Origin of the sequence: Mediterraneibacter gnavus ATCC 29149 (genome assembly GCF_008121495.1) — a bacterium.
GTDB lineage: Bacteria > Bacillota > Clostridia > Lachnospirales > Lachnospiraceae > Mediterraneibacter > Mediterraneibacter gnavus.
This window is the reverse complement of sequence record NZ_CP043051.1, coordinates 1166551-1191670: the sequence shown is the minus strand read 5'-3', so window position 1 is coordinate 1191670 and position 25120 is coordinate 1166551. Positions and strand designations below refer to the sequence as shown.

The 25120-nt window shown below is 42.0% G+C and carries 26 protein-coding genes; 22 read left to right on the top strand and 4 right to left on the bottom strand.

Annotated elements, in window-relative coordinates; translation table 11 throughout:
- Positions 1–57: 57 nt before the first annotated feature.
- Genes FXV78_RS05780 through FXV78_RS05760 form a run of 5 tightly spaced genes read left to right on the top strand, consistent with a single transcriptional unit; the run spans position 58 to position 3134 of the window.
- On the top strand, positions 58–858 hold the full coding sequence (locus tag FXV78_RS05780) for a pilus assembly protein (protein WP_004844158.1): 801 nt from the start codon (positions 58–60) through the stop codon (positions 856–858).
- Positions 846–1277 (top strand): prepilin peptidase, encoded by a 432-nt coding sequence (locus FXV78_RS05775; RefSeq protein ID WP_004844157.1) that lies wholly within the window; start codon positions 846–848, stop codon positions 1275–1277. Before FXV78_RS05780 ends, FXV78_RS05775 begins: the two co-directional genes overlap by 13 nt.
- A complete protein-coding gene (locus FXV78_RS05770; RefSeq protein WP_004844156.1) occupies positions 1278–1673 on the top strand; it encodes a TadE family protein in 396 nt (131 codons plus the stop codon).
- A 12-nt stretch (positions 1674–1685) separates the two neighbouring features.
- Positions 1686–2480, top strand: coding sequence for a DUF6382 domain-containing protein (locus tag FXV78_RS05765; RefSeq protein ID WP_004844155.1), 795 nt, complete (start codon positions 1686–1688; stop codon positions 2478–2480).
- A gap of 51 nt (positions 2481–2531) precedes the next feature.
- On the top strand, positions 2532–3134 hold the full coding sequence (locus FXV78_RS05760; protein ID WP_004844154.1) for a rhomboid family intramembrane serine protease: 603 nt from the start codon (positions 2532–2534) through the stop codon (positions 3132–3134).
- Here FXV78_RS05760 and FXV78_RS05755 read toward each other — a convergent pair.
- Positions 3118–3849, bottom strand: a complete 732-nt coding sequence (locus FXV78_RS05755) for an ATP-binding protein (protein WP_004844153.1) — start codon at positions 3847–3849, stop codon at positions 3118–3120. The genes FXV78_RS05760 and FXV78_RS05755 overlap by 17 nt on opposite strands.
- 179 nt (positions 3850–4028) lie before the next feature.
- Here FXV78_RS05755 and FXV78_RS05750 point away from each other — a divergent pair, with 179 nt between their 5' ends.
- Entirely contained in the window at positions 4029–4436 is a 408-nt protein-coding gene (locus FXV78_RS05750) for an HIT family protein (protein ID WP_004844151.1), read from the top strand.
- A 14-nt stretch (positions 4437–4450) separates the two neighbouring features.
- On the top strand, positions 4451–4993 hold the full coding sequence (locus FXV78_RS05745) for an RNA polymerase sigma factor (protein WP_004844150.1): 543 nt from the start codon (positions 4451–4453) through the stop codon (positions 4991–4993).
- Between the two features lie 54 nt (positions 4994–5047).
- Here the strand turns inward: FXV78_RS05745 and FXV78_RS05740 are convergent, their stop codons facing one another.
- Positions 5048–6112, bottom strand: coding sequence for an undecaprenyldiphospho-muramoylpentapeptide beta-N-acetylglucosaminyltransferase (locus FXV78_RS05740; protein ID WP_004844149.1), 1065 nt, complete (start codon positions 6110–6112; stop codon positions 5048–5050).
- A gap of 145 nt (positions 6113–6257) precedes the next feature.
- Between FXV78_RS05740 and FXV78_RS05735 the strand changes: the two genes are divergently transcribed.
- Complete coding sequence (locus FXV78_RS05735; protein ID WP_004844148.1) at positions 6258–7040, top strand: DUF4367 domain-containing protein; 783 nt, start codon at positions 6258–6260, stop codon at positions 7038–7040.
- 61 nt (positions 7041–7101) lie between these two features.
- Positions 7102–7602, top strand: coding sequence for a DUF6147 family protein (locus tag FXV78_RS05730; RefSeq protein WP_004844147.1), 501 nt, complete (start codon positions 7102–7104; stop codon positions 7600–7602).
- 192 nt (positions 7603–7794) lie between these two features.
- Here FXV78_RS05730 and FXV78_RS05725 read toward each other — a convergent pair whose 3' ends face one another.
- A complete protein-coding gene (locus FXV78_RS05725; RefSeq protein WP_004844146.1) occupies positions 7795–8037 on the bottom strand; it encodes a TIGR03905 family TSCPD domain-containing protein in 243 nt (80 codons plus the stop codon).
- A 376-nt stretch (positions 8038–8413) separates the two neighbouring features.
- Here FXV78_RS05725 and FXV78_RS05720 point away from each other — a divergent pair, with 376 nt between their 5' ends.
- Entirely contained in the window at positions 8414–9190 is a 777-nt protein-coding gene (locus FXV78_RS05720; protein ID WP_004844144.1) for a hypothetical protein, read from the top strand.
- Positions 9191–9252: 62 nt separating this feature from the next.
- A complete protein-coding gene (locus FXV78_RS05715) occupies positions 9253–10602 on the top strand; it encodes a glucose-6-phosphate isomerase (protein WP_004844143.1) in 1350 nt (449 codons plus the stop codon).
- A 77-nt stretch (positions 10603–10679) separates the two neighbouring features.
- Here FXV78_RS05715 and FXV78_RS05710 read toward each other — a convergent pair whose 3' ends face one another.
- Positions 10680–11588, bottom strand: coding sequence for an AraC family transcriptional regulator (locus tag FXV78_RS05710; protein WP_004844142.1), 909 nt, complete (start codon positions 11586–11588; stop codon positions 10680–10682).
- A 168-nt stretch (positions 11589–11756) separates the two neighbouring features.
- Between FXV78_RS05710 and FXV78_RS05705 the strand changes: the two genes are divergently transcribed.
- The 11 genes from FXV78_RS05705 (at position 11757) to FXV78_RS05655 (ending at position 25113) form a co-directional block, all read left to right on the top strand.
- Entirely contained in the window at positions 11757–13121 is a 1365-nt protein-coding gene (locus FXV78_RS05705; protein WP_004844141.1) for an MFS transporter, read from the top strand.
- Between the two features lie 27 nt (positions 13122–13148).
- Positions 13149–14018, top strand: coding sequence for an amidohydrolase family protein (locus tag FXV78_RS05700; protein ID WP_004844140.1), 870 nt, complete (start codon positions 13149–13151; stop codon positions 14016–14018).
- A gap of 15 nt (positions 14019–14033) precedes the next feature.
- Positions 14034–14858 carry a creatininase family protein gene (locus tag FXV78_RS05695; protein WP_004844139.1) on the top strand — a complete coding sequence of 275 codons (825 nt, stop codon included), beginning with the start codon at positions 14034–14036 and terminating at the stop codon, positions 14856–14858.
- A 91-nt stretch (positions 14859–14949) separates the two neighbouring features.
- Positions 14950–15543 carry an FHA domain-containing protein gene (locus FXV78_RS05690; RefSeq protein WP_004844138.1) on the top strand — a complete coding sequence of 198 codons (594 nt, stop codon included), beginning with the start codon at positions 14950–14952 and terminating at the stop codon, positions 15541–15543.
- Between the two features lie 88 nt (positions 15544–15631).
- Positions 15632–17899 carry a hydratase gene (locus tag FXV78_RS05685; protein WP_004844137.1) on the top strand — a complete coding sequence of 756 codons (2268 nt, stop codon included), beginning with the start codon at positions 15632–15634 and terminating at the stop codon, positions 17897–17899.
- 153 nt (positions 17900–18052) lie between these two features.
- Positions 18053–18577: an RNA polymerase sigma factor gene (locus tag FXV78_RS05680; protein WP_009244212.1), complete on the top strand. Its 525-nt coding sequence runs from the start codon at positions 18053–18055 to the stop codon at positions 18575–18577.
- A 2-nt stretch (positions 18578–18579) separates the two neighbouring features.
- Complete coding sequence (locus tag FXV78_RS05675; RefSeq protein WP_004844135.1) at positions 18580–20532, top strand: beta-propeller domain-containing protein; 1953 nt, start codon at positions 18580–18582, stop codon at positions 20530–20532.
- A 388-nt stretch (positions 20533–20920) separates the two neighbouring features.
- A complete protein-coding gene (locus tag FXV78_RS05670) occupies positions 20921–21640 on the top strand; it encodes an Rpn family recombination-promoting nuclease/putative transposase (RefSeq protein WP_004844133.1) in 720 nt (239 codons plus the stop codon).
- A gap of 311 nt (positions 21641–21951) precedes the next feature.
- Entirely contained in the window at positions 21952–22719 is a 768-nt protein-coding gene (locus FXV78_RS05665) for a TatD family hydrolase (protein WP_039960022.1), read from the top strand.
- Between the two features lie 16 nt (positions 22720–22735).
- Positions 22736–23611, top strand: a complete 876-nt coding sequence (gene rsmA, locus FXV78_RS05660; protein WP_009244207.1) for a 16S rRNA (adenine(1518)-N(6)/adenine(1519)-N(6))-dimethyltransferase RsmA — start codon at positions 22736–22738, stop codon at positions 23609–23611.
- A gap of 131 nt (positions 23612–23742) precedes the next feature.
- Positions 23743–25113 (top strand): citrate/2-methylcitrate synthase, encoded by a 1371-nt coding sequence (locus FXV78_RS05655; RefSeq protein WP_004844128.1) that lies wholly within the window; start codon positions 23743–23745, stop codon positions 25111–25113.
- Positions 25114–25120 lie beyond the last annotated feature (7 nt).

Genomic DNA, 25120 nt, shown 5'->3' with positions numbered 1-25120 from the left:
CTACTGCCGAAACGTCCCCTCTGGCAGAGACACTCACAAATTTTAAAGAAAGGAAAAATGATGACACAATCAAATCAAAAACCATCCAATAAGAATCTAAAACGGGCATCTGTGCCGGGGGCGGGAGGAAGTATTACTGTAGAAGCAGCGCTTAGCGTACCGATCTTCTTTTTTGCGGTAGTATGTCTGATCTATTTTATTGAAATTCATAATGTGCAGACAACCATTCGGGCAGCGGCAGTTCATGCGTCCAAGATCTGTACGGAAGATACAGCACTTGTTCCGGTCTTAAATACATCGAAGCTGGAATCGGAAATTGTCAGGAGTATTGGAGCAAAGCGTCTGGAGAACAGTATTGTGAGCGGTGGAAGTAAAGGGATACAATGTGCGGGATCATATTGTAATCCCAATGGGAATGAGCTGAATGTTGTTGTACGATACGGAATCCGGCTTCCGTTTTTACAGTTTGGAAATCTGTCTGCAGAATATAAGGAAGAAATGAAATTCAGCAGTTGGAACGGATTTCAGAAGAAAGGTCTGGAGTCAGGAGATGAACAGATCGTCTATATTACAAAAACAGGGCTGGTTTATCATGAAGATTATCAGTGTACGTATCTGCAGCTTTCTGTCAGGTTTATCCCTTATGCAGACCTGGACGGAATTCGGAACGAAGACGGCGGAAGATATTATAAATGTGACAAATGTGTCCATGGAAGTGCAATGGCAGGAGTTTATATTACAAATACAGGGGGCAAGTATCACAACTCACTCACATGCGGCGGTCTGAACCGGACGATTTATGCGGTTCAGAAATCAAGGGTGATAGGAAGAGGGGGATGTTCACGATGTACGAAATAGGAGAAATTTGTTTTGGAGGATATTTATGTGTTGTTTCCATGTGGGATATCAGAAAAAGAGAAATACCGGTTTGGCTTATTGCGGCAGGTGGGATTCTTTCGGCAAGTCTTGGATATTTTCATGGAAAAATTCCACTGGTACTAATGGTCACAGGCGCGCTTGTGGGCGGAGTGTTTCTTCTGATCAGCAGATTGACACAGGAGGCTTTCGGATATGGTGACAGTCTGATGATCGCGGTGACGGGGGTGTATCTCGGATTTTGGAATGTGTTGTATCTCCTTGTCTGGGCATATGTTCTGGCAGCAGTGTTTGCAGGATACGTGCTGATCAGGAAAGGTTTTCAAAAAGATGCGGCATTTCCGTTTGTTCCGTTTTTGCTGGCTGCGTATATAGGGATCGTCTGTCTGGGAGGGATATAAATGAGGTGTGTAAAAGGGAGTACCACAGTTGAAATGGCATATGTGATGCCGTTGATTTTTCTGGTATTTCTGATCATTGTCCGTACGACATTTTATTATCATGATAAAAGTATTTTAGACGGGATGGCATATGAAGCAGTTACGACAGCGGTTCAGACGGCACGGAATCCAAAAGCGAAAGAAGCGGATGTGGAGACGTTTTGCAGGGAACGGATCAGGTGGAAACTTATTTATTTTTCTATGCCGGAGGTGTCTGTGAATGTGACAGATGATGAGGCAGAGACGACAATTTCCGCGACCAGAGGGAAGATGTGTATCCGGGTAACAAGACAGGTAAAAATCCCGCATCCGGAGAAAAAGATCCGTTTGAAGAAAAAACTGGAAACAATAAAATAGGAGAAGTTGGAAGTGAATACAAAATATGAAAAAGAATTAAACAGAATCTGTCTGCATATTCATGTACCGGAGATTTATGAGGAAGATTATCAGATGCCGATGCTGAGAGCAAATAAAATTCCGGGCATTCTGGAAGTAAACGGCTGCGGAATCGATGGAGAGAGCCGGTATACATATGAAATCACAGGATTAGTTTCCATGGCGGTTTTATTTGAAAACAAGCAGGTTCAAAAAGGGGATATTGAGCAGTTTATCTATTGTCTTCTGGAGAGTATTTCGCAGCTGCAAAAGTATATGCTGCATCCGGGCTGTCTGTTGTTAGAACCGGAATATGTTTTTTGCAGAAAACAGAAATATTTCTTTTGCTATCTGCCTGGAGGGAAACAGGAGCTCTGTGAATCATTTCACCGAATGACAGAGTATTTTGTAGAAAAGCTGGATTATGAAGATGAGAAGGGGATCACGCTTGCTTATGAGCTGCATAAAGCAACACTTGAGGAGAACTATGATCTGGATGCCATTATGCAGGAATACCGTACAGAATGCGAAGAAGCAGAAGAGGAGGAGGAGCCGGATACAGAGGAAGCGTGGGAAGAAGAGGAAATTTCTGATTCTCTGTTTACGTTGGATACGGAAGAGGAATATAAACCAGCAAAGGATACGGAGGTCATCCGGGAATCCGGCGGTGTATGGAGTGCTTGGAAAAAAGCGGCGCATAAAATCAGCAGAGGGAGACTTGGAAGATGGGGAAGCTGGGATGATCTGATATTGGAAACAAATGGACAAGATGAATCCACTCACTTATAATAACTGTATTAAATTGCGCCTGATGAAGGGCGCGGAAAAGAGGGATTCAAATTGCAGAAAAACAAACAGACAGTCTGTACAGCGGCACTGATCGTGATCAATATGGGAATCTTTTTTCTATTGTCATTTCTGGGTAACCCGGAAAATGCGGTATTTATGATAAAATACGGAGCCATGTACCCACCGTTGATTTTTGAAGATGCCCAGTATTATCGGTTGATAACCTGCATTTTTTTACATTTTGGGATCGATCATCTGATGAATAACATGGTAATGCTCGGTGCATTGGGGTGGAATCTGGAGAAGGAGATTGGCAGTTTTAAATTTTTGCTGATTTATTTTGTGAGCGGGATCGGGGCAAATCTGATTTCTCTTGCCATGGATTTTTACACTGGAAATCTGGCAGTCTCAGCAGGTGCATCCGGAGCAATTTTTGGATTGCTCGGGGCACTTCTGTGGGTTGTGATTCGTAACAGAGGAAAGGCCGGAAGGCTCACCGGAAGAGGGATGCTGTTTATGGTACTGTTAAGTCTTTATTTTGGCTTTACCAGTACAGGCGTAGACAATGCGGCCCATGTGGGCGGGCTGATCTGTGGATTTCTGACAGCCGTGCTTTTGTATCACGGAAGGAACGTGCCTAGACAGGAAGTGTAACGGTAAATGTAGTGGATTCCTGCGGAGTGGAAACAGCAGTGAGAGTTCCTTCGTGAGCCTCTGCAATCTTGCGGGAGAATGCCAGTCCAAGTCCGGTTCCGCCCGGTTTGTAGGTGACAAATGGCTGGAAGATACATTCCATCTGCTCCGGAGTGATTCCGCAGCCGGTATCGGTACAGGTGATGGTAATGATATCTCCGCTGCGGGAAGCTGCCAGATGAATGGAGCCTTGTTCGGTGATGGCTTCCTCTGCATTTTTCAGCAGGTTCAGGACAAGTTCCTGCAGTTTGATCTTGTCTCCGGTAAATTCACCGAGAGAGTCGGAGATAGAAGAGGAAAATTCAATATCTGCTTCATTTGTGTCCAGCGAGATTGCAAAAGAGATTGCAACGTTTTTCAAAAGCTGTTCTATAGAGAAGACAGAATAATACAATTCATTGCTGCTGTTAAAGGCAGAAAGCTCTTCTAAAAGCTGAATAATAAAATCGACGTCACCCATTACCTGGCTCCAGTGCGGAATGTCTTTGAGCTCCGGATTTTGTTTTTCCATTACCTGCAGGGCAGAGGAAACAAGAGTAAGGGGATTGCGAATCTCATGTGAGATCGTGGAAATTGTATTTCGGTGATTGCGCAGAAGCTGCGGGATGATCTGCCGTGCATCTTCATTATTGCTCATCAATTTGTTCATTTTATTAATATCGATATTGTATAGCATAGTTATGTCCTCCAAAGTAGTTCTGTTTAAGTGTAGTCTATCATGCGAAAAAGGAGGGTTCAATAAAATAAGTATGACAAAATTCGACAAAAAAGGCGATTTCTGTAAGTAAAATATTCTTCTATTTTCTGGAAAAATGTTTTATACTACAAGTAAACAAAAAAGGAGATGCTTAGATAATGAAAGATGATAACTGTATTTTTTGCAAACTGGCATCAGGTGAGATTCCTTCAGTAACTATTTATGAAGATGCTGATTTTCGTGTAATTCTGGATTTGAGCCCGGCGTCAAAAGGACATGCACTGATCATACCAAAAGAACATTACCGCAATTTATATGATCTGGATGATGAACTGGCAGCAAAAGCGCTGGTGCTGGCAAAAAAGATGATCTGTAAGATGAAAGATATTCTTGGATGTGATGGATATAATATTGTTCAGAATAATGAAGAGCCGGCAGGGCAGACTGTATTCCATTTTCATATGCATTTGATACCGCGTTATGAAGGAGATCAGGTTGGTCTTGGCTGGAAGATGGGTGAACTGACAGAAGCAGACAAGGAAGAGATTCTGAATAAAATCAAGTAATTACTGGAGAAAACATGTTGACGGATAAACAAGATTATGATGAGATATACCAAAAATACAAAAATCTCGTTATGAAGGCAGCATATAAATATTCAGGGAATTACGATATTGCAGAAGATATTACACAGAGTACATTTCTGCAATTATATATGTATATCGATGAATTGAAGGATATCAATATCAAAGCTTGGATGTATACGACTGCAAAGCATATGGCATTGAATTATAACAAGAAAGCAGAAAGAGAAGTTCTCTCGGAAACAGGGGATGATCCTGTTATTTTAGATCTGGAGGACAGCGCAGAAGATACATACATGGAAAGAATGAAGGATGATGAACAGACCAGTCTGCATGAAGAGATTTTTGCAGCCTTGTACAAGCATAATCCACGTTGGTATGATGCAATTCGTTATGTATATTACTTGGAGATTCCGCAGTCTGCTGTTGCAGAAAGAATGGAGATAAGCATAGAAGTGCTGCACAGTTTACTCTACAGAGCAAGAAAATGGATCAGAAAAAAGTTTGGTGTAGAGTATGAGGAATTTTTGGAGCTGTAAACGAACAGGTGTCAAAACGACACCTGTTCAGCTGATTTTAGTGGTGATATAAAACTATCTGCGGGAATTCTCGATGAGATCGATGATTGTATCGATTGAATTTTGCTGATTCGAATCACGCATGGCATCCATAAAACGGCTGCGATCGTTATACAATTTCCGCACTGCCTCTAAAAGAGATTCTTTGGTCAGCTCTTCTTCTTCGAGAACCATGCTGAAGCCCTGACGTTCAAAGGAGCGGGCATTTAAAATCTGATCTCCGCGGCTTGCGTTGGCTGAGAGCGGGATCAGCAGATTCGGTTTTCTCAGAGCAAGAAGTTCGCAGATTGCGTTTGCACCGGCTCTTGAGATCACAATATCTGCAAGTGCAAAGATATCACGAAGCTCATCCTTGATATATTCAAACTGTGTGTAGCCTTTCATAGAAGTCAGAGAGTCATCTACCTTGCCTTTTCCGCAGAGATGGACAATCTGGAAATGCTCTAAAAGTTCCGGGAGTGCCAGACGAACAGCGTTATTTACTGCAACGGATCCAAGGCTTCCGCCGATGACGAGGATGACTGGCTTGTCAGCAGAAAAATGACACAGATCCATAGCCGCGATCCTGTTTCCGGATAATAGTTCCTGACGGATCGGAGAACCTGTTAATACGGCCTTGTCTTTCGGAAGATGCTCCAGAGTCTCAGGAAAGTTACAGCATACCTTTGTAGCAGATGGAATTGCGATCTTGTTGGCAAGTCCGGGTGTCATATCAGATTCGTGAATGATCGTCGGAACTTTATTGTGTTTGCCGGCAAGTACGACAGGAACAGATACAAATCCGCCTTTGGAAAAGATCACATCCGGCTGAAGTTCTTTGATCAGTCTCTTTGCTTCACCGAATCCTTTCAATACGCGGAATGGATCGGTAAAGTTCTGAACACTGAAATAGCGGCGCAGTTTACCGGAAGAGATTCCGTGGTAAGGGATGCCGAATGGCTCGATGAGCTCTTTTTCGATTCCCTGATAAGAGCCAATATACTGAATATCGTATCCGAGTTCCAAAAGACGTGGAATCAGAGCGATATTGGGGGTAACATGACCGGCGGTTCCACCTCCGGTAAGTATGATTCGTTTCATATAAAAACCTCCAGAAAAAATGTGTTAGTTAGTCGGCTGCAACGAAAATAGCCGAGGAAAACATATAATTTCATATTAACCTTATTTAGTGAAATGTCAAGACAAAAGTAGGAACCATAAATAGAATCGTGTAAGGGGTAGAACGATGAAAAAAAAGAACGTGCTTTCACTTCATGAAGAAACAGAAAAAGAAGCGGCAAAAATCGAAAAAGAGATTCTGAAAGACTCCAAACTGGAAGAAATCAAAGTCTCTGATGAAATGGAAAAAAGGCTGGCAGAGCAGATACAGGCATATGAAAAGACACAAAGTCAAAAGAAAAAGAAAGTGCATCGGCACAGTCCGCTTTTCAGAAGAAGAGTAATGGTGGCTGCCGCAGTGCTGATGATCGCGGCTGTTGCAACAAGCGTGACTGCGGTGGGGAGTAAATCTTATCTCAAGGAGATCATTGAGAAGTTTACCGGGGAGACAGGTCAGGCATCGGTGATCAATGTGGAGGATATGGATACGCAGGCAAGTGAGAGTGAAGATGAAACACGAGTATATAGAGAGATAAAAAAAGAGCTGGGAATTCAGGCTGTGAGAATACAGTATAAACCCAAAGGAATGAGATTACAAAAATATATTCTTGATAAGGAACAAGGGAGAGCACAAGTGTTTTATGAATATCAGGGAGAAGTGGTCTGGTATTCTATTTATATGAATGCAGAGGATTCTTCGTTGGGACAGAAAGAATCTGATGAGAATATAGATAAATTTGTAGTAGAGAATAATGGGAAGAAAATAGATGTTATCGAAAGTGATATTGAGGGTTATGAAACGCATCGGTATATTGCAGAATTTGAGAATTATGGTGTTCATTATCAACTGAGAGGAATCATGGAAAAGAAAGAGTTTGAAAAAATTTTAAAAAATTTGAAGTTTTTTTGAAAAAGTGCGTCAGTTTTTCCAGGTTCGATTGTTTACTTAATAGAGGGGGAAGGAGAGAGTTATGAGAATTAGAAAAAAAATGCTGTCTGTATTCTGTGCGGCAATGTTACTGGGAGTGATCACATCAGTCACAGTCCCTCAGGTGCAGGCATCAGATGAGCAGACGAAAAAGGTGGATGGTTCCTATCTAACCATGCAGGAGAGTGCATCGGGTACAAGTCAGAATGAAGATGCAAAAGGTCAGTACATCATGTTAGGAGAGTGTTCTATTACAAAAGCTGGGCGTAATCGAATTTATGTATATGCTGGAACAACGGCTAATCGAACAGTCAATTTTGTTTCTACAATTATATATGTGGATCAGTATAACGAAAAGGATGATGTTTGGGATCAGATTGATGCGTGGAGCAAAGATGCAGAGAATGACTATTTTGTAAGCACTTCGAAATATATTAAGGTGGATCCGGGATATTACTACCGGGTGCGTGCAGAGCATTTCGCAGGTATGGAGTATCCATATGAGGAGGACTATTCCTTCACAGACGGAATTATGATCAAATAGCCAATCACTTACCTTTTATAATTCCATAGTCTCTGAGTGGTTGAAGCAGCCGTCATAGTATGATGCAACTATAAAATAAATTATAAGAGCCTGTACGAAAACACCACAATGAACAGACATGCTTATGACGGCTGCTTCAACCACTCAGGGATACAAAATAATATTGATATGAAATAAGAACAGCAATCGGAATTACTTTCCGATTGCTGTTTTTAATGCTTGTGCGAGCTGATCCGGGCAGGAAGTTGCCTTGAATCCGCAGCGGATTCCTTCTACTCTGTCAATGACTTCCTGAACATCCATTCCTTCTACAAGGCGCGCAATTCCCTGAAGATTGCCGTTACATCCTCCGGTAAAGTGTACATTTTTTACTTTATTGTCTTCGATATCAAATTCGATGTTCTGAGAACAGACTCCAGTTGGTTTGTAATGCATAGTATCAGACCTCCAATTAAAAAATTCATTTGTATGTTATCAGAAGAATTATAACAGACCTGTTTTAGAAATTCCAGAGGAAGTTTATTCACTTTCGTATGTCAGGATTCGAGTGTTTTTGTGGAAAAACGACAATATCTGAAAGTGGACTGTGGATAACTTTCAAAAACGCTCACGCCTTGAAAATCAAGGGAAAGGTGAAGTTTAAAAGGGGAAAAATCCAGGCGGGAAATCAGAGAAAAGAAGCATGGAAACAGACCGAATGTAGAATTATGTAGAACGGTTTTGCGGGCATCCTGGGGAGACTTGTTTTATAATGGCCACAGGCACACAATTGAACGAATTGTGAAAAAGACCATAAACAGGAGGTTTAACTATGTGGAAAGAAGCAGTAGCGGAGACAGGCATCATATTTTATCTGATGCTGGGAGTAGGAATTGTTGGGATACTTGCAAAGGTAATGAATTATGTGACTTTGCGTAAGCTGGTGAATGCGGCCGGGAGTATGTCAAAGAGTACACACAAACTGATGAAGCTTGTTCGTGCAAAATACGAACATGCCTGTATGGTACATGACAGAGTAGAAAATGTGAATGCATTTGTAGAAAAATACATTTATGAGTACAGAGGGTTTTTCCTGAAAATACATACCTGGAGACAGATCCAGATTCAGTCGATCTGGTTTGCGGGAATTCTGGCGGCGATTGGAGCTGTGGGACATTTCATGGCGCATGGATTTTGTGAGCAGGTGTATCAGTATGGTGCGCTTGGGGCAGCAGAGATGGTAGCGTTGTTTGTAATCAGCCAGCTTTCCGATGAATCGTATAAAATCGAGGCGGCGGAGAATTACATGGTGGATTATCTGGAAAATGTGTGTGCGCACCGATACAAACGAATGCGTAAAAATGAAAAAAATCTGGAGGTAATCCGTACGGAGGCAGGAGAATCCCAGAAATTATCCGGCGCCCAGAAAGCATCGCAGAGAGCGGCGGCTGTAGTGAAGAAACAGGATGAGGAGCTTGCCATCAATATAGAGGAAGAACCGAAAAAATTCAAGAAAGAACTGGAGAAGACGATGGAAAAAGAGGATCTGGAAGAACCGGCGCTCAAAGAGGAGGCGATTCGTCAGATTTTGGAAGAATTCCTTGCCTAACAAAGTCAGATTTGATAAAATGGGCTTGTAAATTTATAGAAGTTAGAGAGGAAGGATAAACAATGGCTAATAAAGTAACATTTGATTATTCAAAAGCAGCTGGTTTTGTTCAGGAGCATGAAATGGCATATATGAGCGAGCTTGTGGCACAGGCAAAAGAGAAGCTTGTGGCAAAGAGCGGAGCAGGAAATGATTTTCTTGGATGGATCGATCTTCCGGTTGATTATGATAAAGAAGAGTTTGTACGTATTCAGAAAGCAGCAGAAAAGATCAGAAAAGATTCAGAAGTACTTCTTGTGATCGGAATCGGCGGATCTTATCTCGGAGCGAGAGCTGCCATTGAATTTCTGGGACATTCTTTCGCAAATGTGGTATCCAAAGAGATCAGAAAATCTCCGGAGATCTACTATGTAGGAAACAGCATCAGCAGTACATATATCAAACATCTGATCGATGTAGTGGGAGACAGAGATTTTTCTATCAACATGATCTCAAAATCCGGAACAACAACAGAGCCGGCCATTGCCTTCCGTGTATTTAAAGAGATTCTGGAAAAGAAATACGGAAAAGAAGAAGCAGCAAAGAGAATTTATGCAACAACTGACAAAGCAAAAGGTGCACTGAAGAACCTTGCAACAGAAGAGGGATACGAGACATTTGTAGTACCGGATGATGTAGGAGGACGTTTCTCTGTACTGACAGCAGTTGGTCTGCTTCCGATCGCAGTAAGTGGTGCTGATATCGAGAAACTCATGGAAGGTGCAGCAGCAGGAAGAAAAGAAGCTCTGGAGAATGATTTCGCAGAGAACGGAGCACTTCAGTATGCTGCGATCCGTAACATTTTGCTTAGAAAAGGAAAGACGATCGAAGTTCTGGCAAACTATGAGCCAAGCCTTCACTATGTATCTGAGTGGTGGAAACAGCTTTACGGAGAGAGCGAAGGAAAAGACCAGAAAGGAATCTTCCCGGCATCTGTAGATCTGACAACTGATCTGCACTCTATGGGACAGTTCATTCAGGATGGAAACAGAATCCTGTTTGAGACAGTTATGAATGTGGAGACATCCAAAGAAGAGATCATCATCAATGAAGAGCCTGTAGATCTGGATGGACTGAACTATCTTGCAGGAAAAACAGTTGATTTCATCAACAAGAGCGCGATGAACGGAACAATCCTTGCTCACACAGATGGTAATGTACCGAACCTGATCGTGAACATTCCGGAACAGAACGAATACTATCTGGGACAGTTATTCTACTTCTTCGAATTCGCATGTGGAATCAGCGGATATCTGCTCGGTGTGAATCCATTCAATCAGCCGGGAGTTGAGAGCTATAAGAAAAATATGTTCGCACTCCTTGGAAAACCTGGATTTGAAGCAGAGAGAGAAGAGCTGTTGAAGAGACTGTAATAGGAAAAGAATAAAGTAGGACAAGTAGAAAGCCTCCGGCGGGGAAGATAAGATTCTTTCCCCAGCCGGGGGCTTTTTCATTGCTGCATTTTAAAAATTCTGTTTTTATATTCTTTTGGAGAAATACCATATTGTTTTGTAAAAGCTTTGTAAAAAACGGAATAATCAGAAAATCCACATAGTTCAGGCAATTTTTTTAATGGTGTCTGACTGGAAATTAAATTTTTAGCTTCGATCAGGCGGCGTTGTGTAATATACCGATAAAGGCTCAAACTGATCTGTTTACTGAACAATTGATTGATAGAAGATTCACTGACCAGAAAGTGCGCTGCGATTCGTTTCGCACTTAATTCTTCGGAAAGATGATTTTCTATAAAGTGAATGATCTCGTCCAAAAGAATGGTTTTTTCCGGCTTTAGAGGATTTATTTCATGAGAATTTAAAAATTGATGAAATAAAGTAACGATTTGCGCAGACAAACCAATCTTATAGAGTTCTGCACCCGAAAAATCAGGAGGAATGTTTAACATTTTTTCGTAAAGTTCTTCTACCTGATATAGAATATTTCCGGATAGAAGGAATACATTTTGCGGTAGCAAACAGGACGATTTTTCGATTGGATCATTGTTCAAAAGGTTCATATATTGATGATAGATTTTATTGCTGATCCACATCACAGTTCTGCGGTAAGGTTCTGAAAGCTGTTCCAGATAAAGCGGACAGTGGCTGACACCGGGAGGAATGCATACAATGGAATTTTTAACCAGCTGATAACGGGTATTGCCGACCATATATTGTAAAGAACCACTTTGACAAAATAAAATTTCAAAAAAAGTATGGCTGTGTAAATCTACATTGTCTTTCGAGTAACTGATATCTTCATGTACATCCACATAGTCGCTGTCCATTTCTAATTCCTGATAAGTAATGGAATCGATGGAAAATGTGGGGTCATTTAATAATAATTTAGCTTCGTGAAGTTTCATAAAAATCCTCTCATGTTTTTGTGCAAATAATATAAAACGATAAAATTAAATGTTAGATTTGCAATGTAATTTGATGAATTTGCAATATAAATTGCAATTATTATAACTTATAATTAGGATAACACAAATCACGTGAATTGAAAAGAAAAAGAAAAGAGGACAAGCAGGATGAACAAAAAACAAATTCGCCCGTTCGGGGTGAAGGATGAAATCGGGTATGTATTTGGAGACATGGCGGGCAGCTTTGTAAATTTATTTGTAGATGCATATTTTCTGATTTTTTGTACCAATGTATTGGGAATCAGCGCAGGATGGATGGGAACGTTATTTTTAGTGGCCAGATTATGGGATGCGATCAATGATCCGATTATGGGATCTTTCCCAGATCGTTGGATGATTGGAAAGTCCGGAGATAAATTCAAACCATGGATTAAGATTTTTATGCTTCCACTGGCATTATCTGGTGTGCTTTGCTTTTTTAATGTTCCATTGGAAGGGATTGCACTTCATGCTTATGTAGCATTTGCATATGTTCTGTATGGAATGAGCTACACAGGAACTTCCATGCCATTTGGTGCGATGGCCAGCGTTGTAAGTGATGATCCGATCCAGAGAAGTAAGCTTTCCAGAGCAAGAAGTATCGGTGGAACGATCGTAGGAATCGTAGGACTTTCCATCGTTCCTGTTGTCTGCTTTGACAAGCAGAGCAATATTCTTCCGGAACGTTTTACACTAATCGCGGTAATCTTCGGTGTTTTAAGTATTATCAGCTATTTTGTTCTGCTGAATTTTACACAGGAGCGTATTCGACAGAATTCTGAAAAAGCAGAGAAATTTAATTATGGAAAAGTATTAAAAGCAACCGTACACAACAGACCATTGATCGGAGTTATGGTGGCAACATTAGGAAGTATGCTCTTTATCACTGGATCAAACCAGGTAAGAAGCTACATTTTTAAAGAGTACTATGCAAGAACAGATGTAATGTCTATTATCAGTCTTGCGACAATCCCGATTTTGGTGATCTGTTTCCCATTGGTTCCGAAATTGGTAGCAAAGTTTGGAAAAAAAGCAACTTTAATGGCAGCCATTGTTTCCAGTACAATCTTTAGTGTCATCCCGGTTGTCATGGAAATTAAAAATGTATATGTGTATTCGGCATTGGTTGTATTGGGAACGATCGGACAGACAGTATTTACAATGTTGATCTGGGCGCTTGTTACAGACTGTCTGGATTACAGCGAATGGAAATTTAATGAAAGAAGCGATGGTTCTATGTATTCTTTATATACATTTAGTAGAAAAATAGGTTCGACCATTGCCTCTACAGGAGTTTCTTTCGGATTGGCAGCAATCGGATTTGTTTCCGGTTCTAATGTCGTGCAGACAGCGGAAGCAGTGAATGGAATTTATTTCCTGGTCAATATCATTCCAGTGGTAACTTGCGCTTTAGAGTTGATTGGAGTAGGGCTGATCTTTAATTTGAATAAAGAGACTACAGAACAGATGTATGCAGAATTAAAGGCAAAATAAAGTACAGAAAATGAGGCTGAGTATGCTATGAAAAAAATAGATATTCATTTACATGCAGCGCTAGATCCGGTTCTGGGAACAGAAAAATTCAAGATATCAACAGGCGAAGAAATGCTTGCTCATCTGGAAGAGCTTCAGATTGAAAAAGCGGTTGTTATGTCATCCGGAGAGACAGAAGGAGCAATGGCTTCTGTCTCCGGAAACCAGAAATGCAGAGAACTGGCCAGAAGATTTCCTGAAAAATATGTATGGATGTGTAATCTGGATGAAAATTGTGAAGAAACCATTGAAGAGAGGCTCAGGGAATATCAAAGGCAGGGAGCTGTAGGAATTGGTGAGTTTATGATCTGTAGAAAAATAAACCATCCTTTTGTTCAGGCTGTATTTCAGGCGGCGGAAAAACTGGGAATGCCAATCCTGTTTCATATGAGTCCGCAGGAGGGATATGAATATGGCATTGTCGATGAACCGGGACTGCCGATGTTGGAAGAAGCTTTAGAAAAATATCCCGGATTAAAATTCATAGGGCACAGTCAGCCGTTCTGGCATGAAATCAGTCAGGATGCGAAGCCGGATCTGAAATCTCGAATGGAATGGGGCAGAGGTCCTGTCAGGGAAGGCGGCAGATTGGTCTGTCTTATGAGAAATTATAAAAACTTATACGCAGATCTGTCTGCAAACAGTGGTGGATGTGCTATTATGAGAGATGAAAAGTTTGGTTTACAATTTTTGGAGGAATTTCAGGATCGTCTGATGTTCGGTACAGATATGGTAAATACGGATATGGTATTTCCATTGGGAGAATGGCTGGACAGACAGTATCAGGAAGGAAAATTATCTGCACAGGCCTACCGGAAAATTTGTTTTGAGAATGCCAAAAAGATATTTCAGTTATAAGAGGAAAGGTGAAAAATGAGAACAAGAATTATACCAAAGATGTTGAATGATGAAGTGGAAGAATATCTTACACGAAATGATATTGTGATCGTTCCGGTCGGAACTGTGGAAATGCACGGGGGATTTCCTCTGGATTCGGAAACCGTAGTCAGTGAAGCGTTTGCACTTAAAATGGCGGAGGCATGTGACGGACTTGTATTAACTGGCCTTCCATATTTTTATGCAGGAGCGACTGCAAGTGGAAGAGGAACGGTTCAGGTCAGCATTCAGGAAGGAATTCGTTATCTGACAGGAATTGCGGAAAGTCTTTTACGCCAGGGATTTAAAAGACAGATTTATATCAGTGCACATGGTCCGGCACATATGACAGTGAGTCCGATGGTAAGAGATTTTATGGATAAAACAGGAACTCCGATTTTGTATATGGATATGATCATGCAGCTGATGAGAAATGGACAGGATGTTTTTAAATCTGCAGATACATTCCATGCAATTACGGTGGGCGCTTATGATATGCTGGGCAGATTGGAAGATGTACCGCTGACTACAAAATATGAGCATCAGGAGAAGCAGAGCTGTGCGGAGTTTGATGATGTATTCGCATTGGCATATCAAAGTGGTTCGATCGGATATTATTTTGGAGATCCGAAAGACCACATGAGTACACCGTCAATTCCTACGGAAGAAAGACGTAAAGAACTGGCTGAGGAAGGAAAAGAGACAATTCAGGTTCTTGTGGAACGGATGAATGTGCCTCATATTGCAGAACAGATGAAAAATCTGGAAGCATATAATCAGGAAATTGCAAAACGCTGTCCGTGGGTTCCTTTTGCGCAGTAGAGTGGATCGAACAAGATAAATTTTCTTCGTCTTTCGCTTGCCCTCATTCTGAAAGTATAGTAAGATACCTTCAGAGGAGTTGATAGGAATTATGTTGTATTGGGTAATTATCGGAATATTGATCGCAGCGATCATAGCAGTAATCTTCTTTACGATTTCAAAATTATTAAAAGAGAAAAAAGATTATAATCAGTTTGAACGGAGATATCATTCTGAAGATGATTATGATGATGACTATGATGATGACTATGATGACGAAGAAGATGATGATGAGGAAGAGGATGATTATGAACCAGAACCGAGATGTCGTCCGGTGAGAGAACAGGCAGAACGCCGTACATCTTCTGCCCCGGCGAAGAGACGCTGGAAGATCATTCTGGAAGATGTGGATCAGCAGGATCAGTATAGTTTTATTTTTTATGATTCGCTGGGAATCGGAAGGGTCAGTGCATCGTCAGAGTATGACAAGTTTTTGTCCCTGCCGGAAGATTTAAGAGTATCAAAGGTACACTGCGCGATCATCCGAAGTGGGGATAAGCTGTACTTGAGAGATGAAGGTTCAAAAAACCATACATATTTGAATGGAAAACAGATTCATAAGCCAATTGTGATCCAGAAAGAAGATGTGATCACGGTCGGGGAGACCAGACTGGAAGTTGTAAAAATTCTGCGGGAGACAAGATAATCCCGCAGAATTTTTTTGCAATTCCCTCTTTAACATGCTAAAATGATAAACAGTTAGTGAAATTATTGGAAAGACAAAGGAGGTTACCATGATTAAATTATATGATAACGGTGTGTACTTGTTAAACGGCACAGAAATCCTGGAAGATACGGGAAATGTGTCACTTCCTGTCTCGAAAGAAGAGGCTGCAAAGAATACGATTGCCTATGGAATCCTGGACAGTCATAATACTTCAGGCAATATGGAACGCCTGCAGATTAAATTTGATAAATTGACATCCCACGATATTACGTTTGTGGGAATTATTCAGACGGCAAGAGCTTCCGGACTGGAAAAATTTCCGGTACCGTATGTTTTGACAAACTGTCATAACAGTCTCTGTGCAGTTGGTGGAACGATCAATGAGGATGACCATATGTTTGGGCTTACCTGTGCGAAAAAGTACGGTGGTGTGTATGTTCCGCCTCATCAGGCAGTCATCCATCAGTTTGCAAGAGAGGTTCTTGCAGAGTGCGGCAAGATGATCCTTGGTTCTGACAGCCATACCCGCTACGGAGCATTGGGAACCATGGCAATGGGAGAAGGCGGACCGGAGCTTGTAAAACAGCTTTTGAATAAGACATATGACATCAAGAAACCAGAAGTGATCGGAATCTATCTGGATGGAGAGCCGGCAAAAGGAGTCGGACCTCAGGATGTTGCTCTGGCGATTATCGGAGCTACATTTGCAAATGGATATGTGAACAATAAAGTCATGGAGTTTGTCGGACCTGGAGTCTCAAAACTGAGCGCAGATTACCGAATCGGAATCGATGTTATGACAACAGAGACAACTTGTCTGTCTTCTATCTGGAAAACAGATGAGAAGATTCAGGAATTCTATGAGATCCACGGAAGAAGCGAAGGATACAAAGAACTGAATCCAGGAGCAGTGACTTACTATGATGGAATGGTTTATGTCAATATGAGTGAGATCAAACCAATGATCGCGATGCCGTTCCATCCGAGCAATGTCTATACGATCGATGAAGTAAATGCAAACCTGGCAGACATTCTTCACGAAGTTGAGAAGAAAGCGCTGATCAGTCTGGATGGAGCAGTAGATTACTCTCTCCAGAGCAAGATCGTGAATGGAAAACTGTATGTAGATCAGGGAATTATTGCCGGTTGTGCAGGCGGTGGATTTGAAAACATCTGTGCGGCAGCGGACATCATCAAAGGAAGAAATATCGGTGCGGATGAATTTACATTCAGCGTGTATCCGGCAAGTACACCGATTTATATGGAACTTGTGAAAAATGGAGCGATCGCAGATCTGATGGAGGCAGGAACCGTTGTGAAGACTGCATTCTGCGGACCATGCTTTGGTGCCGGAGATACGCCTGCAAACAATGCGTTCTCAATCCGTCATACAACAAGAAACTTCCCGAACAGAGAAGGTTCCAAGCTGCAGAACGGTCAGATTTCTTCTGTTGCATTGATGGATGCCCGTTCGATTGCGGCAACAGCGGCAAACAAAGGATTCCTGACACCGGCGACAGCAATGGATGTCGAGTACAAGGGACAGAAATATCACTTTGATCAGAACATTTATGCAAATCGTGTATTTGACAGCAAGGGCGTGGCAGATCCAAGTGTAGAGATCAAGTTTGGTCCGAATATCAAAGACTGGCCGGAAATGTCAGCACTTCCACAGAATCTGGTTCTTAAGGTTGTATCTGAGATCCACGATCCTGTTACGACAACAGATGAACTGATTCCGTCCGGTGAGACTTCTTCTTATCGTTCGAATCCGCTGGGACTGGCAGAATTTGCACTTTCCAGAAAAGATCCTGCATATGTAGGACGCGCCAAAGAAGTACAGGCAGCACAGAAGGCGATCGAAGCAGGAAAATGTCCGCTTGAGGTGCTGGAAGAATTAAAACCGGTCATGGCGAAGGTTCAGGAGAAATTCCCACAGGTCGGAGAAGGAAATGTAGGAGTCGGAAGTACGATCTTTGCAGTGAAACCGGGAGACGGTTCTGCACGTGAACAGGCTGCATCCTGCCAGAAAGTACTGGGCGGATGGGCAAACATTGCCAACGAGTATGCTACAAAACGTTATCGTTCAAACCTGATCAACTGGGGAATGCTGCCGCTTCTGACAGATGCGGATGACAAAGCACTTCCATTTAAGAATGATGACTATATCTTCATTCCGGATGTGAGAAACGCAGTAGAAGAAAAGGCAGATGTGATCAAGGCCTATGTTGTAGGAGATGAACTGAAAGAAGTAGAGTTCCGTCTGGGTGATCTGACAGATGCCGAAAGAGAGATTATTTTGAAGGGCTGTCTGATCAATTACTATAGAGGTTAGAGATTAAACAGATGAAAAAATCAGGGAGAAACAAAAAATCTCCCTGATTTTTTATTTTCCATGCAACAAAACTTCACTTGAAAGACTCTTATGTGTGACAAAAGAGTTATTGTGAACAGTAACACAAACAAAAAAGAAAGAGAGGGGATGCGGATGTACGATTATCAAAAAAGTGCGGAAGCAGTTCTGATACGACGTGCAAAGCGCGGGGACGTCAAAGCGTTTTCGGAGTTGTATTCCAGAATCTATGTGGAACTTTATAAATTTGCACTCTATACTCTGAAGCATCCGCAGGAGGCGGAGGATGCAGTCAGTGATACTGTGGTGACAGCTTATGAAAAGATATCCAGTCTCAAAAAGGAGGAGTCTTTCAGAAGCTGGATCTTTACCATATTGAGCAATCATTGTAAGAACCAGTTTCGAAAGAGAGCCCAGACACATGAGTTGGATGAGACTTATCCATCAAAAGAGTCAGACTATGCTGTCTCACAGGATGTAAAGAGTGCATTCTGGAAACTGGATGATGAAGAACGTCTGATTGTTTCATTTTCAGTATTTGGAGGATATCAAAGTGATGAGATCGGTCAGATGCTGGATATGAATCCGGTTACGGTTCGTTCCAGAAAAAAGAGAGCTCTGGAGAAGATGCGAGTGGTTCTTCAGGAAGTGGAGGTATAAGGATGGAAAATAAAAGAGACAGACATTTTACAGAAGAGGAAATAAAAGACAAGATTGTGCAGTCAGCAGAGGGGATGGAAGTGCCTGATTCTTTAAAACCTGAGAATATTGAAAAGAAACTGGCACAGAAAAAGAAAAAACGGACACCAGTTTATGGAATTGTGGCAGCAGCGGCATGTTGTTGTCTTGTTGTGGGGGTAGTTGCACTTTCCGGACGTGGAATGATGCAGGATAAGGAAGCACAAAAAGCAGCGGAAAAGGCTGCAGACGATACAGTCGCTGAGTCGATTGCTGCGTTGGCAAGTGCGAAGGATTATGATCAGATTTACAAGTACGTTCAGGCAGCGGCAGAAGAGGAAGAGATCATGTATGGCACAGGGGGAGCTGATGGAGCGGCTCTTTATACAGGGGAGAAAGCAGTCGCTGATCAGGCTGTATCACATTCCGATACGAATGTGCGGACAGAGGGGGTCGGTGAAGGTGATGTCGTCAAGACGGACGGAAAGTATCTGTATATCATGAGCATGGATAAGGTGCAGATCCTGAATATTGAATCTGAAGAGATGAAGCAAGTAGGAACCATTTCCATGGATGCAAATGATTATCTGATCGAGATTTATTTAAAAGATGAAAAACTGGTCTGTGTGTATGCGAGAACCACCGATGAGACAGACAGTCAGGGAGTCGTCAGAAGTGTGACACATACTGTGGCGGAAGTTTTTGATGTGAGCAATCCGGAAAAGCCAAAATCTTTGGGAGAGATGTCACAGAGCGGAAGTTTCCATACTATGCGTGTATCCGGAGATTACGTGTATCTGCTTAGTACGTTCTATGCCGATATTTCCGGGTCAAAGAATGATGTCAGCAGTTATGTACCGGAAGTGCAGGGGAAAGTGATGGACAGCAGTTATATTTTACTTCCGCAGCAGGAAAAGGGACGAGTTTATACAGTAGTGACTTCATTCAGTCTGAAAGACCCGACAGAGCAGATCGATCACCTGGCATTCTTCGGAGATGGCAGTCAGTGCTATGTAAGTGAGAATAATATTTATGTGTATGACACAATCTATGACGCAAAAGTCTCTCCGGTGACACAGACAGAGATTCGAAAAGTTTCTTATAAAAATGGAGAGCTGGATGGAACGGGCGATGTTGTGATCGATGGTATGGTCAATGATTCTTTTAGTATTGATGAATACAACGGATATCTGCGGGTTGTGACCACAATCCGTGAAAATGATGATACATCCGGCGGTGTGAATCCATTACTGAGGACGGATAGTGCAAGCAATACAGGCAGTCAGGGAGCAGATTCTACAAATGCACTTTATATTTTAGATAAAGACTTGAAAGAAACAGGAAAACTGGATAATCTGGCAGAAGATGAAAGAGTATATTCAGCAAGATTTATGGGAGATACCTGTTATTTTGTAACTTACAAGCAAGTTGATCCACTCTTTTCCGTAGATCTGTCTGATCCGAAAAAGCCGAAAGTACTGGGCGAACTGAAGATACCGGGATTTTCTGATTATCTGCATCCGTATGGAGACGGGCTGCTTCTTGGAATCGGAATGGATGTGGAGGAAGATGGGACAACAGTGAATGGCGTAAAACTGTCTATGTTCGATATTTCGGATCCGAAAGACGTAAAAGAAGTTGCGAAAACAGTGCTGGAGGAGTGCTATTCAACAGATGTATCCTATAATTATCGGGCAGCGTTTGTAGATACGGAGAAGAACCTGATTGGATTCCCGGGATACAAGAACCAGCAGGAATACTACATTTATTCCTATGATAAAGAAAAAGGGTTTACTTGTGTATTTGAGAAAAAGTTGAGCGGATATTCAGAAGTGAGAGGCTTGTACGCGGGAGAAAGATTTTATCTGGTGACAGAGGCGACAGTGGAGTCTTACAGATTGGATAATTTTGAAAAAGTGGATGATGTGGTGTTGTAAGAGGAGATAATTTCAAAGACCAGATATCAAGGTATACTTGCTGTACTTGATATCTGGTCTTTTATGTATGAAATTTTTTAGAGGATCTTTATGAAAATTTCATTGTATCCTCAAAAAATTTCAAGTATAATAAAATTCATCTTGAAAGGAATCCCTTTCAATTTTCAAATATGGCAGAGAGACTGCCATTCAAAAAATTATTCCCAGATAAAGAGTAAAGAGATGGATAAAAGAAGTTATTGATCGGGGTGAACAGTAACTAAAGAGCGGGAGTTTGTCTGTATTTGCGATTGTGAAACATCGCGTCAAAGGATATAATAAAATCAGAAATACAAGTACATGCTCATCGAAATATTTTAAATTCCATCAGAACAAAGGAGGAGCATGTATGGAGAATAAAAAACCAACACAATTTTTAATGAAGCCAAAAGTAGATTTCTGTTTTAAAGAACTGATGGAAGACGAAGAGGTGCGTAACGCATTTCTGGCAGCAGTACTTGGGATCAATCTGAAGGAAATCAATGAGAGTAAGATTTTGCCGTCCCATTTGCGTCAGAAGGATAAAGACGATAAGCTGGGGATTCTGAATTTTATAATGTTTGATGATGAAGAATATTATTGCCGTTTTCATTTCTGGTCAGATAAGGGGAGGAAGTTGTATAGTGATAAATTTGAGATTCATACACTGGAACTTCCGAAGCTGGCAAAACATGATTATCCAGAGACAGAGCTGCTGAAATGGCTTCAGTTCATCAATGCAGAGACAGAGGAGGAATTTGAAATGGCAGCAGAAAAAAGTGAATACATTAAGAAGGCATATGAGGATCTGAATCGGATCAGCGCAGATGAGGAAAAGCGTCTGGAATATGAGGAGAGAGAGCGTGCGATTCGGGATCACCAGTATTTTTCCACGGTTTATAAAAACACCGGTCTAAAAGAGGGACGACGTGAAGGCAGACAAGAAGGTAGACAAGAAGGCATACAGGCTGTTGTGGAGCTGCTTCAGGAAATGGAACTGGAAAAAGAAGTGATATGTGGAAAAGTTCAGGAAAAGTTTCACATTTCTTCACAGGAAGCAGCACAGGAAGTGGAAAAATATTGGAAGTAGGGTCAATGGGCGACTGGGAATATCCACATAAAATGTTCCAGGCTTTCATGTCAAACCAGTTCGCAGATTGCAGGGATACTAAGTGTGGTCTCACGTAGCGCCTAGTATGCCTGACTCAGTTTGATATCTTTGATAATCTGTAGAAACGTGCGTCCGATTTCGTAAATCATGTGAGATAATTGAGAGTCCTGCATTGAACATTTTCAGGCAGTATGGTATTATTTTAAATAGAAAACGGTAAGGAAAGAGGAGAGAAAACAAGACAGATTCTCTCCTTTTTCCGTATATCCGCGAAAAGAGGTTAAATGCAGATGATTTTTGATACACATGCACATTATGATGACAGACAGTTTGAAGAAGACAGAGAAGAATTGCTTGGTTCTATGCGGGAAAATGGCGTAGAGCTGATCGTAGATGCAGGTTCTGATATTGCGTCCTGGGACAAGATTGAGCAGCTGACAGACAGATATCCGTTCATTTACGGTGCGATCGGGGTACATCCGGACGAAGTGGGTGAACTGGACGAGGAGAAGATGAAGCGGATGGAACAACTGCTTGCCAGGGAAAAGATGGTCGCTGTCGGAGAGATCGGACTGGATTATTACTGGGATAAGGAGAACCGGGATTTACAGAAAATGTGGTTTATCCGGCAGCTGGAACTTGCGAAACAACTGGATTTGCCGGTGATCATTCACAGCCGGGAAGCAGCCGCAGATACGATGGAGATTATGAAGCAGTATGCAGGAGAATTAAGCGGTGTGATCCATTGTTTTTCCTATTCCCCGGAGCAGGCGAAAGAGTATGTAAAGATGGGATTTTATCTTGGAATCGGCGGTGTCGTAACCTTTAAAAATGCAAAGAAATTAAAAGAAGTGGTGCAGGAGATCCCTTTGGAGTCACTGGTTCTTGAGACGGACAGCCCGTATCTGGCTCCTGTTCCGAATCGTGGAAAACGCAATAGTTCCCTGAATCTTGTGTATGTTGCAGAAGAGATCGCAGGATTAAAGGGGATTTCTTACGAAGAGGTTGTAAGACAGACAACAGAAAATGCAAAAAAATTATATCGTTTCAAAAAGTAGAGAAAGAGGTGTGCAGATGAAAGAACCAACACTTGGAAATCCGCAGAATACGATCGCGGTGCTTCAGAAGTATAACTTTGTGTTTCAGAAAAAATTCGGACAGAATTTCCTGATAGATACGCATGTACTGGATAAGATCATCGGATCTGCAGAGATTACTAAGGATGATTTTGTGCTGGAGATCGGACCGGGAATCGGAACGATGACACAGTATCTGGCATGCGCTGCGGGAAAGGTAGCGGCAGTAGAGATCGATAAGGCATTGATTCCGATTCTGGAGGATACTCTGGATGGCTATGACAATGTGCAGGTCATCAATGAGGATGTGTTAAAAGTGGATATTGCTGAGCTTGCAAAACAGGAGAATGAAGGAAAGCCGATCAAAGTTGTGGCAAATCTTCCATATTATATTACGACTCCGATCATCATGGGATTGTTTGAAAATCATGTTCCAATGAAGAGTATTACAGTCATGGTTCAGAAAGAAGTAGCAGATCGGATGCAGGTAGGACCGGGAACGAAGGATTACGGAGCGCTGTCACTTGCGGTCCAGTATTACGCAAAACCATATATTGTAGCCAATGTACCGCCGAACTGTTTTATGCCGCGCCCGAAGGTCGGTTCTGCAGTCATCCGTCTTGACAGATATGAAGAACCACCGGTGCAGGTAAAAGATGAAAAACTGATGTTTCGGATCATCCGGGCTTCGTTCAATCAGAGAAGAAAAACGCTTGCGAATGGCCTGAAGAATTCACCGGAGCTGGATTTTACGAAGGAGCAGATCGAAGCGGCGATCGGACATCTCGGCAGAGGCGCGAGTATCCGTGGAGAAGCCCTGACTCTGGAAGAATTTGCAGAGCTTGCGAACTATTTAAGTGATCAAATCGCATAATGATTTCTGTGCAGGTCCAAACAGAATAAACAGCAATAGTTCATAAATATTTAATACACAGTTAATTGTATAGGAGCAAAATCTTTAGTATAATAAAGAAATATAAAACAAATGACGGAAGGAGAGGCTATATGCAGAGAGACATTGAGAACATCATTTTTGAAAATACACCCAAGATTCAGGAGCTGGCACATATTTGTGAGACGAATACAGCGATTGACAAAGAACTGTATACCAAGTATGAGGTGAAGAGAGGTCTTCGTGATTTAAATGGAAAAGGTGTACTTGCAGGTCTGACCAACATTTCAGATATTGTAAATACCAAAGTCGTAGACGGCAAAGAAGTTCCGTGTGAAGGAAGCCTCTACTACCGTGGATATAATATCAAAGAGCTGATCGGCGGATTTTTAAAAGCAGAGCACCCGGGATTTGAAGAGACAACATATCTCCTTTTGTTTGGAGAACTTCCGACAAAGGTGCAGCTGGATGAATTTCGGGCCATGATCGCAGAGCGCCGGACACTTCCGCCGAACTTTGTACGGGATGTAATCATGAAAGCGCCGAGCAGTGATATGATGAACAACATTTCCCGCTATATCCTGAGTATGTATACATACGATGACAAAGCGGATGATATTTCGATTCCGAACGTACTTCGTCAGTGTCTGAATCTGATCAGTCAGTTCCCAATGTTTATGGTATATGCCTACCATGCATATAATTACAGAAGAGGTGAGGATCTTTATATTTATGCACCTCATCCGGAGCTTTCCGCAGCGGAGAATATCCTGATGATGCTTCGTGAAGACAGAAAGTATACAGCGCTTGAGGCAGAGATCCTGGATATGGCACTTGTGCTTCATATGGATCATGGCGGTGGTAATAACTCCACCTTTACGACTCATGTAGTTACTTCTTCCGGTACCGATACGTATTCTACGATTACAGCAGCGATGGCTTCCCTGAAAGGACCGAAGCATGGCGGTGCGAATGTAAAAGTGACACAGATGTTTGAGGATATGAAGGCAACACTGACAGACTGGACTGATGAAGAGCAGATCCGTCAGTATCTGGAAGCACTGTTGGATAAGAAAGCCTTTGATAAAAAAGGTCTGATCTACGGAATGGGACATGCGGTTTATTCCATTTCTGATCCTCGTGCAGATGTATTTCGTGCGTTTGTAAAGCAGCTTGCACAGGAGAAAGGCTGCGAGGCAGAGTATGCGCTTTATGAGAAGGTAGAGCATATGGCTCCGGAAGTAATCGCCGAGAAGCGCAAGATTTACAAAGGTGTCAGTGCGAATGTGGACTTTTACAGTGGTCTGGTGTACAGTATGCTGGATCTTCCTCCGTCACTGTATACACCGATCTTTGCGGCTGCACGTATTGTAGGATGGAGTGCACACCGTCTGGAAGAGCTGAAGAATGCGGATAAGATCATCCGTCCGGCATATAAGCCGCTGGCTCCTCATCGGGAATATATAAAATTAGATGACAGGTAGAGAGAAA